The sequence below is a fragment of the Streptomyces sp. NPDC021019 genome, assembly GCF_044333295.1.
Lineage (GTDB): Bacteria > Actinomycetota > Actinomycetes > Streptomycetales > Streptomycetaceae > Streptomyces.
Genome location: NZ_JBIRQR010000001.1, coordinates 2361836 through 2368416 on the forward strand (window position 1 = coordinate 2361836; position 6581 = coordinate 2368416).

General features: G+C 68.3%; 7 protein-coding genes. 5 read left to right on the top strand and 2 right to left on the bottom strand.

Features of this window, described 5'->3' with window-relative positions; all coding sequences use genetic code 11:
• Positions 1-17 precede the first annotated feature (17 nt).
• Complete coding sequence (gene dapB / locus ACH4RG_RS10850) at positions 18-770, top strand: 4-hydroxy-tetrahydrodipicolinate reductase (protein ID WP_397923810.1); 753 nt, start codon at positions 18-20, stop codon at positions 768-770.
• Between the two features lie 11 nt (positions 771-781).
• On the top strand, positions 782-1324 hold the full coding sequence (locus tag ACH4RG_RS10855) for a hypothetical protein (protein ID WP_398539372.1): 543 nt from the start codon (positions 782-784) through the stop codon (positions 1322-1324).
• A gap of 78 nt (positions 1325-1402) precedes the next feature.
• Here the strand turns inward: ACH4RG_RS10855 and ACH4RG_RS10860 are convergent, their stop codons facing one another.
• Together ACH4RG_RS10860 and ACH4RG_RS10865 are read right to left on the bottom strand one after the other, a co-directional pair.
• Entirely contained in the window at positions 1403-1954 is a 552-nt protein-coding gene (locus ACH4RG_RS10860; protein WP_397923806.1) for a hypothetical protein, read from the bottom strand.
• Between the two features lie 94 nt (positions 1955-2048).
• A complete protein-coding gene (locus ACH4RG_RS10865) occupies positions 2049-2288 on the bottom strand; it encodes a hypothetical protein (protein ID WP_397923804.1) in 240 nt (79 codons plus the stop codon).
• Between the two features lie 195 nt (positions 2289-2483).
• Here ACH4RG_RS10865 and thyX point away from each other — a divergent pair, with 195 nt between their 5' ends.
• The 3 genes from thyX (at position 2484) to ACH4RG_RS10880 (ending at position 6105) form a co-directional block, all read left to right on the top strand.
• Positions 2484-3221, top strand: a complete 738-nt coding sequence (thyX, locus tag ACH4RG_RS10870) for an FAD-dependent thymidylate synthase (RefSeq protein ID WP_397923802.1) — start codon at positions 2484-2486, stop codon at positions 3219-3221.
• A 151-nt stretch (positions 3222-3372) separates the two neighbouring features.
• Entirely contained in the window at positions 3373-4272 is a 900-nt protein-coding gene (gene dapA / locus ACH4RG_RS10875) for a 4-hydroxy-tetrahydrodipicolinate synthase (RefSeq protein ID WP_018960639.1), read from the top strand.
• 147 nt (positions 4273-4419) lie between these two features.
• Entirely contained in the window at positions 4420-6105 is a 1686-nt protein-coding gene (locus ACH4RG_RS10880) for a ribonuclease J (protein ID WP_210936229.1), read from the top strand.
• Positions 6106-6581: the final 476 nt, after the last annotated feature.

A 6581-nucleotide genomic window follows, 5' to 3' on the forward strand; every position in this document is an offset into this window, starting at 1 on the left:
TCCCTTAAGGAATCAAGATGAGCAAGCTGCGCGTAGCCGTTCTCGGTGCGAAGGGCCGCATCGGCTCCGAGGCCGTCACCGCGATCGAGGCCGCCGACGACCTGGAGCTGGTGGCGGCCCTGGGCCGGGGCGACGAGCTGGAGATCCTCGCCGACACCGGCGCCCAGGCCGTCGTCGAGCTCACCACCCCCGCGTCGGTGATGGGCAACCTCGACTTCTGCGTCCGGCACGGCATCCACGCCGTCGTCGGCACCACGGGCTGGACCGACGAACGGCTCGCGCAGCTGACCACCTGGCTGGACGACTCCGCGGGGACGGGCGTCCTCATCGCCCCGAACTTCTCCATCGGCGCCGTCCTGACCATGAAGTTCGCGGAGCAGGCCGCCCGCTACTTCGAGTCCGTCGAGGTCGTCGAACTGCACCACCCGAACAAGGTCGACGCCCCCTCCGGCACCGCCATCCGCACCGCCCAGCTCATCGCGGCGGCCCGCGCCGAGGCGGGCAGCGCGCCCCAGCCGGACGCCACCGCCACCGCCCTGGACGGCGCGCGCGGCGCGGACGTCGACGGTGTGCCGGTCCACGCGATCCGGCTCCGCGGCCTGCTGGCCCATCAGGAAGTGCTTCTCGGCGGCGAGGGCGAGACCCTCACCATCCGCCACGACTCCCTCCACCACAGCAGCTTCATGCCGGGCATCCTGCTCGGCGTCCGCCGTGTGGTGACCACTCCCGGCCTCACGTTCGGCCTGGAACACTTCCTCGACCTGAACTGACTGAGCCCCTCATGCGCGCAAAGATCACCTACATCGTCACGGCCGCCGTCCTGGTCTTCTACTTCGTCCTGGTCGGCAGCCGCGGCCTGATGCTCATCCGGCACGGCACGCTGGTCACGGTCACGTTCGGGGTCGCCGTGCTGATCCTGCCGGTGATCGGCGTCTGGTTCCTCTGGAAGAACACCCAGTTCGTCCGCCGCGCCAACGCCCTGGCAGCAGAGCTGGACGCGGAGGGCGGCCTGCCGGTCGACGACCTGGCCCGCACGCCGTCCGGACGCATCGACCGGGACGCCGCCGACGCGGTCTTCACCAAGCGCCGCGAGGAGACGGAGGACGCTCCGGACGACTGGCGCACCTGGTTCAGGCTGGCGGTCGCCTACCAGGACGCGAGGGACACGCCGAGAGCTCGCAAGGCGATGCAGAGGGCCATCGCACTGCACCGATCCGGCCCGGCGAGCGCGTCGGCCCCGCCGGACGAGCCCGCACCCTCCGGCGCGTCCGACGCCCCGGCACCACCGACCCCGGCCGCACCGTCCAGCCCGTCCGGCGCCTGAGGGCATCCTTCCCCGCGTACGCGGATGAGCCCGGGACCCCGCACGGGGTCCCGGGCTCATCCGCGTACAAGCGGTGGCTCACACCTGGCGGTACTCGTCCGCCCAGGCCTCCACCGCGTCCGTGGCCCGCTCGAACGCCTCCTCACGTCCGAGGAAGTCCGCGTTGTGGTCGGTGGTCAGCGGCGGCAGCGTCTCACCGCTCTGCCGGACCACGACGAGCGCCTGGCCCTGGACCGTACGGGGGAGACCCATCCACTTCACGGGCTGCTGGACCGTACGAACCGCGGACGTGCCGCTCCAAGCCACCGTGGTGGTCCGGAGGAACGCGACACGCCGCACTCCGTGACGGCTGACCCAAGCGCCGACCCGCAGCAGCCGCAGGGCGGCGGCGATCAGCGCACCGGCCAGGGCCAGGCACACGGTGGCGCCCGAAGGTGCTCCGGCCACACCGATGATCATGGCCGCGAGCAGAACGAACGAGGCCAGCAACAACAGGGTGGCCGCCGCCGCGACCCGCCACGGGCCGGGGCGGTAGGGCCGCCGCCAGCTGTCGTGGTCGTCGAACGGCAGCGCGACGTCCTCCGCGCTCGCGTCGAATGCGCGGTCGGCCGTCAGAAAGGGCAGGGGCACGGCTCATCCTCACTCACAAGCACGCTCGATTGCTGTGCCCGGTGAGGCTACCGAGAGTGCCACCGGCCCGACCACCCCAGGGGGTCCGTACGAGTCAGCGACCCTGAGACGCCTCGGACTGCTTGCCGTGGGCGGGGGGCTGCTCGGAGTCGAGAGCGGGGAGCCCCAGCAGCAGCGAGCCCACGAGACCGGCGACCACGGTGAGCCCGACGAGGGACCGCCCCAGAAGCTCGGGAACGGTGGCGCGGGCCGAGGGAGGGGGAGTGACATTACTGCGGAATCGGTCGGACTCGGCGACGAACGAGAACGGGACGGCTTCACGCCGGCGGAACATGAGGAAACTCTCCTTGATCTCAGTGACGGGTGCTGCTAATGAGTCAGACGTACGAGAGACCGGATCGGTGCCCGAATCGCCGTACTTGTTGGGGGAACTCCACGAACGGCTGCCCCGAGGTCGCCGCGTGCACGCACGCAGGCGGCCCGTAAAGTGGTCGCCGCCAGAGCGACGCCATTGGAAGGACCCCTGTCGGTGACCGACACCCCCGAACCCGCAAAGCCCCACTTCCGCAGCGACGTCACCGTCGAGCTGGTGAAGAGCGACGCGCGCGACGCGGACGTGCTGTTCGCCGCCCGGGTCTCCACCGCCGGCGAGCAGTCGCTCGAAGAGGTCACCAAGGACCCCGAGCGCTCCAAGGGGCTCATCAACTACCTCATGCGGGACCGGCACGGCAGCCCGTTCGAGCACAACTCGATGACGTTCTTCGTCAGCGCCCCGATCTTCGTCTTCCGCGAGTTCATGCGACACCGCGTCGGGTGGTCGTACAACGAGGAATCGGGCCGCTACAGGGAGCTGGACCCGGTCTTCTACGTCCCCGGAACCTCCCGCAAGCTCGTCCAGCAGGGCCGCCCCGGCAAGTACGAGTTCGTCGAGGGGACCGAGGAGCAGTACGACCTGACGACCCGCGCCATGGAGGAGTCCTACCGGGCTTCCTACGCGGCGTACCAGGAGATGCTGGCCGCGGGCGTGGCCCGCGAGGTCGCCCGCGCGGTCCTGCCGGTCGGCCTCTTCTCCACGATGTACGCCACCTGCAACGCGCGCTCCCTGATGCACTTCCTCGGCCTGCGCACCCAGCACGAGCTGGCGAAGGTTCCGTCCTTCCCGCAGCGCGAGATCGAGATGGTCGGCGAGCAGATGGAAGCCCACTGGCAGCAGCTCATGCCGCTCACTCATGCGGCCTTCAACAAAAATGGACGGGTAGCCCCGTAGGCGGTGTCCGTATTGCGGCGTTTCGAGAAGTTCATCTAGGCTGATCAAACGGACCCGGCACTGCTTGAACCCCCGAGCAGGCAGTGCCGGGCTCCTCTTCCCCGTCCCCCGAGGGGACCCCGCGCGCTGAGCAGCGAGTAGCGTGTTACCCATGGCTCCGATCTCCACTCCGCAGACCCCCTTCGGGCGGGTCCTCACCGCTATGGTCACGCCCTTCACGGCGGACGGCGCTCTCGACCTCGACGGTGCCCAGCGGCTCGCCGCCCACCTGGTGGACGCAGGCAATGACGGTCTGATCGTCAACGGCACCACCGGTGAGTCCCCGACCACCAGTGACACGGAGAAGGACCAGCTCGTACGGGCGGTGCTCGAAGCGGTCGGCGACCGAGCGCATGTCGTCGCCGGCATCGGCACCAACGACACCCGGCACAGCGTCGAGCTCGCCCGGACGGCCGAGCGCACCGGCGCCCACGGGCTGCTCGCCGTGACGCCGTACTACAACAAGCCGCCGCAGGAGGGCCTGCTCCGGCACTTCACGGCCATCGCCGACTCCACCGGCCTGCCCGTGATGCTGTACGACATCCCCGGCCGCAGCGGGGTGCCGATCGACACGGAGACCCTCGTCCGGCTGGCCGATCACCCGCGGATCGTCGCGAACAAGGACGCCAAGGGCGACCTGGGCCGCGCCAGCTGGGCCATCGCCGAATCGGGACTCGCCTGGTACTCCGGCGACGACATGCTCAACCTGCCGCTGCTCTCGGTCGGCGCGGTCGGCTTCGTCTCCGTGGTCGGCCACATGGTCACCCCCGAGCTCCGGGCCCTGATTGACGCGTACGTGAGCGGCGACGTCCAGAAGGCCACCGAGATCCACCAGAAGCTGCTTCCGGTCTTCACCGGGATGTTCCGCACCCAGGGCGTCATCACCACGAAGGCCGCTCTGACCCTCCAGGGACTCCCGGCCGGACCGCTGCGTCTGCCGCTGGTGGAGCTCAGCGCCCAGGAGACGGCTCAGCTCAAGATCGATCTCGCCGCCGGTGGGGTACAGCTCTGAGCACCGACTTCTTTTGAACAGAGACTTCACAACTGAACACGCGAGGCGACTCGCATCGAGCACCACCCCAAGACAACAGCAAGTGCACGAATGACATGCGCGCCACGTGCCTCAGCGGTACGTGGCGTGCGTGGTAAGGAGAGTCTTTTGAGTCATCCGCATCCTGAACTCGGTACCCCGCCGAAGCTCCCGAAGGGCGCCCTGCGGGTCACCCCGCTCGGCGGCCTGGGCGAGATCGGCCGCAACATGACGGTCTTCGAGTACGGCGGCCGCCTGCTCATCGTCGACTGCGGCGTCCTCTTCCCCGAGGAGGAACAGCCGGGCATCGACCTGATCCTTCCGGACTTCACCACGATCCGGGACCGCCTGGACGACATCGAGGGCATCGTCCTCACGCACGGCCACGAGGACCACATCGGTGGTGTCCCGTACCTGCTGCGCCTGAAGCCGGACATCCCCCTCATCGGCTCGAAGCTGACCCTCGCGCTCATCGAGGCGAAGCTCCAGGAGCACCGGATCCGCCCGTACACCCTTGAAGTCACCGAGGGCCAGCGCGAGCGCATCGGCGTCTTCGACTGCGAGTTCATCGCGGTCAACCACTCCATCCCGGACGCTCTCGCCGTCGCCATCCGCACCCCTGCGGGCATGGCCGTGGCCACCGGTGACTTCAAGATGGATCAGCTTCCGCTGGACGGCCGTCTCACCGACCTGCACGCGTTCGCCCGGCTGAGCGAGGAAGGCATCGACCTCCTCCTCTCCGACTCGACGAACGCCGAGGTGCCCGGCTTCGTGCCGCCGGAGCGGGACATCTCCAACGTCCTGCGCACGGTCTTCGCGAACGCCCAGAAGCGCATCATCGTGGCGAGCTTCGCCAGCCATGTGCACCGCATCCAGCAGATCCTGGACGCCGCACACGAGTACGGCCGCAGGGTCGCCTTCGTCGGCCGCTCGATGGTCCGCAACATGGGCATCGCGCGTGACCTGGGCTATCTGAAGGTTCCCGCCGGACTGGTCGTCGACGTCAAGACCCTCGACGACCTCCCGGACGACGAGGTCGTGCTGGTCTGCACGGGTTCGCAGGGCGAGCCGATGGCCGCCCTCTCCCGGATGGCCAACCGCGACCACCAGATCCGGATTGTCCCGGGCGACACGGTGATCCTCGCGTCGTCCCTGATCCCGGGCAACGAGAACGCGGTCTACCGCGTGATCAACGGCCTGACCCGCTGGGGCGCCAACGTCGTCCACAAGGGCAACGCCAAGGTCCACGTCTCGGGCCACGCCTCGGCCGGCGAGCTGCTGTACTTCTACAACATCTGCAAGCCGAAGAACCTGATGCCGGTCCACGGCGAATGGCGCCACCTGCGCGCCAACGCCGAACTGGGCGCCCTCACCGGCGTGCCGAAGGACCACATCGTGATCGCCGAGGACGGCGTGGTCGTCGACCTCATCGACGGCAAGGCGAAGATCGTCGGCAAGGTCCAGGCCGGTTACGTCTACGTCGACGGCCTCTCCGTGGGAGACGTCACCGAGACCTCCCTCAAGGACCGCCGTATCCTCGGTGACGAGGGCATCATCTCGGTGTTCATCGTGGTCGACAGCTCCTCCGGCAAGATCGTGGGCGGCCCCCACATCCAGGCCCGGGGCTCCGGCATCGACGACGGCGCCTTCGTGGCCGTCACGCCGAAGATCCAGGAGGCCCTGGACAAGTCGGCGCAGGACGGCGTCATGGAGCCCCACCAGCTCCAGCAGATGGTCCGCCGGGTCGTCGGCAAGTGGGTGTCCGACACCTACCGCCGACGCCCGATGATCCTTCCGGTCGTCGTCGAGGTCTGATCCCTCACGACCGCCTGACCTGGAGCGGGGCTCCCCGATTTGCATCGGGGAGCCCCGCTCCAGTACGTTTACGTCTCCGCCTGAACGGGAAGCACCGCGCGCACTCGTGCGCCTGGAGAACCCCGAGCGGGGCGGGAATTCCGACTCAGAATCTCTGATAAAGTCGGATCCGCCGAAAGGCAAGGTCACTCCGCAGGCCACCAGAAATCGAATTCGGACCGGAAACGGAACGAAAGAGAGTCTGGTAAAGTCGGACTCGCCGGAAAGGGAAAACGCGAAAGCGAAGAACCTGGAAGGTGAGAGATGCGGGACCCGCTTCAACCGGGAATCGGACGCGAAAGAGTCTGATAGAGTCGGAAACGCAAGACAGCAGGACAAAGTAGTAAACGAAGGGAAGCGCCCGGAGGGCCCCGGTGAAACGGGACCGAAGGAAGCGTCCGTTCCTTGAGAACTCAACAGCGTGCCAAAAGTCAACG